The following is a 2369-nucleotide window of genomic DNA, read 5'->3' as shown; positions in this document are numbered from 1 at the left end:
CTATCCGATCGTCAGAACCGCGCTACTAAAAGCACGTCCCTAACACTTGGGCGAAAGGAACGGTAAATTCGCTTGTCGACGTCCCAGTAACCTCGCGCACCACTCGATCCACTACAGGGTAGATGTCAGGGCGCTTGCGGGCGATGAGCTTGGTGGCGCGCACTTCCCCTATCCCGGGGAGCTTTCTGAGGTAGCGTTCGAGCGCGAAATCACCGAGTTGACTGCGAGGGTCGTCTAATTCCCACAATCCGACGTTTCTCGGGATCTGTTCAAAAAGTACAGCAACCTTTTCTCTGACTGCACCGTCGCGCAGCAAGCGGATCCCAGCCTCAGCCGGGATAGGGGTGCTCAGGCACGAGACCGCGAACAGGTCCTCCGGCGTGAACCAGTGCGGGGAGGGGTCATCGCCACAGGGGTCGAAGTATTCGCCCGAATACACCCCGGGCGCGCCCGCAGCCTTCAGACCCAGAGTTCGCGAGTAGTAGGCGCACAGGTACCTAACGGCCTGAGCGGTGTCCTGCTCTTGGAAGGTTCGCGGTAACCGAAAAGTCATCCTCTTGACGTGTTATCCCTTCCGTGTCACAAGCAGCCACGGAGCCTGGCTTTGTTTACCGCGGGAAGTACCCGATTTCCTCCGGCGTGCAGATCGGGGTGCGGTCGAGGAACTCTTGCGGAGCGCCCTGTTCGCGCAGCGCAATGCCGTTGAAGCAGCCCTGCTGCAAACCGGTTTTCTTCGATCCATCCGGCGCGAGCGCGACCCAGTTCTGTCCGTCGTAGTGGAAGAAAACCTTCCAGTCCGTCTGCTTGGCACCGGCGACGGCCCACTCACCGTTGCACCATTCGACGATCGTGCCTGCCACGGCCGGCCACCCGTCGACGACGGCGTCGAACTCCTGCGGAGCGCACTCGCCCGCTGGGACAGGCGCGGGGAGGATTCCGGGGAAAAGCCCTTCGGCGGATCCAAGTTGGGGGCTCCAGGCGGCCACAGCGTTGGAGCTGGTTTCGGTCAGGGACGCCAACGCCCCGTCGATGGCCGATGTGTCCACCGAGGATGCGAACGGGTCGAACGGTGCAACCTCCTCCGCCTGCGCGGTAGCGGGCAATGCCGTCAGCGCGAGTGCGCCGGCGGCTCCGATAACAGCAAGTGAACGTTTCATGCGTTCCACTGTAACCGGATTTTTGATCCATATTGAGGCGCCGGAGCTCAGCCGATTTGTGCCTTGGTAGCGCAGTCGATCTTCGCGTATCGCCGACCCTCGTCGTCTACGGAGGTAAACGCGTAGTTTCCTCCGTATGCGCGGCACCCGGTGTAGGTGTCTCCCCCGCCTCCCGAGTGCAAAGCGGCAGCAGGGGGCGCGGAACTGCTCGGTGCTGACGACTCCATCCGAGGTTGATTCTCCGTGTCTTTCCGCGCGGCGTCGATGTCGTCGCCGTTGCGCTGTTCCTCGGCGCGCTCCTGCGCATCGCGACGTTCCTGTTCGCGTGCGATAGCCTCGTCGATCCTGGATTCGGCGCGCTGGAGCCTATCTTCGAGCGTGTTCACCGTGTCCTTGTAGCTGTCGCCATAGGCGCTCTTTTGAAACTCGGATTGTCTTTCCCCTGCGGTGCGTACTGTAGCCAGTGTCGCCCTCGCCTCCGCGATTCGTCGTGCGCTGCGCTGTACCTGCGCGAGGTTGCCGTCATCGTTCAGGTAAGGCAAGAGCAGGATCAAGTTCTGCGCCTCCTGTTGAGCTTGTTCAGCCTCGCGGATCGCCTCCGCATCTTGCTGTGCGACGAAGCACTCCGGGCCCAGCGTTGATAACCCGCGTTTAGCTTCGTTTGCTTCCCTTTCCGCCTCGGTTACTTCGGAGTAGAAGCGGTGGTTGGGGGCGATGTCCACGGCGCGGCCCAGGCCTTCCCGGGCAATTTCCGCATTGATCAGCGAATCGTCGACAAAGACCCCTGCCAAGCTCCGCCCGTACTTATCCAGTCTCTCCTGGTCAAATTCAAGCTCCACCACAGAGCCAATGGGAAGGCGATCTGCGAGGTACTGGCGGGCTTCTTCGGCAAGGCATTCAGAGGGCGCCCCGTCACGACCGATTTCGGGTGTATCCACGTTGAGGAACCGGATGCGTGTCGTCTCGCCGTTGAGACGCACATCGATCGTGTCACCGTCGACAATTTTCTCCACAGTTACCGGGCTTGCTCCAAGGAGTTCGATGGCTAAGGCACCCGTCAGACCAGTCGCTGCGATCCAACCCACTGTCCTTAACAGACTCAATGAATCCTCACGTTTCCCCATCACCTTTTCCGGTGCGCTCAAGCACCAGAAAAGCCAGCCATCTCGGGTTAAGGGTCAAAAAGTGTGTCCGGAATCGCCGATTTTCGGT

General features: G+C 60.8%; 3 protein-coding genes. All 3 read right to left on the bottom strand.

What is annotated here, in order from left to right; translation table 11 throughout:
- Positions 1–25 precede the first annotated feature (25 nt).
- The 3 genes from ELI80_RS16705 to ELI80_RS16695 are packed head-to-tail and all read right to left on the bottom strand — an operon-like array spanning position 26 to position 2281.
- On the bottom strand, positions 26–553 hold the full coding sequence (locus tag ELI80_RS16705; RefSeq protein ID WP_136652529.1) for a DUF6308 family protein: 528 nt from the start codon (positions 551–553) through the stop codon (positions 26–28).
- Between the two features lie 55 nt (positions 554–608).
- Complete coding sequence (locus ELI80_RS16700) at positions 609–1157, bottom strand: hypothetical protein (RefSeq protein WP_143803220.1); 549 nt, start codon at positions 1155–1157, stop codon at positions 609–611.
- Positions 1158–1204: 47 nt separating this feature from the next.
- Positions 1205–2281: a thermonuclease family protein gene (locus ELI80_RS16695; protein ID WP_161596481.1), complete on the bottom strand. Its 1077-nt coding sequence runs from the start codon at positions 2279–2281 to the stop codon at positions 1205–1207.
- Positions 2282–2369 lie beyond the last annotated feature (88 nt).

It is taken from the genome of Paracoccus aeridis, from assembly GCF_004923205.2.
In the GTDB taxonomy this organism is placed as follows: domain Bacteria; phylum Pseudomonadota; class Alphaproteobacteria; order Rhodobacterales; family Rhodobacteraceae; genus Paracoccus; species Paracoccus aeridis.
This window is presented reverse-complemented; position numbering and strand designations above follow the sequence as displayed.

Excerpts from the sequence above, each read along its gene's own strand:
- ELI80_RS16695 (WP_161596481.1), bottom strand. The coding sequence starts at position 2,281 with ATGGGGAAACGTGAGGATTCATTGAGTCTGTTAAGGACAGTGGGTTGG.
- ELI80_RS16705 (WP_136652529.1), bottom strand. The coding sequence starts at position 553 with ATGACTTTTCGGTTACCGCGAACCTTCCAAGAGCAGGACACCGCTCAG.
- ELI80_RS16700 (WP_143803220.1), bottom strand. The coding sequence starts at position 1,157 with ATGAAACGTTCACTTGCTGTTATCGGAGCCGCCGGCGCACTCGCGCTG.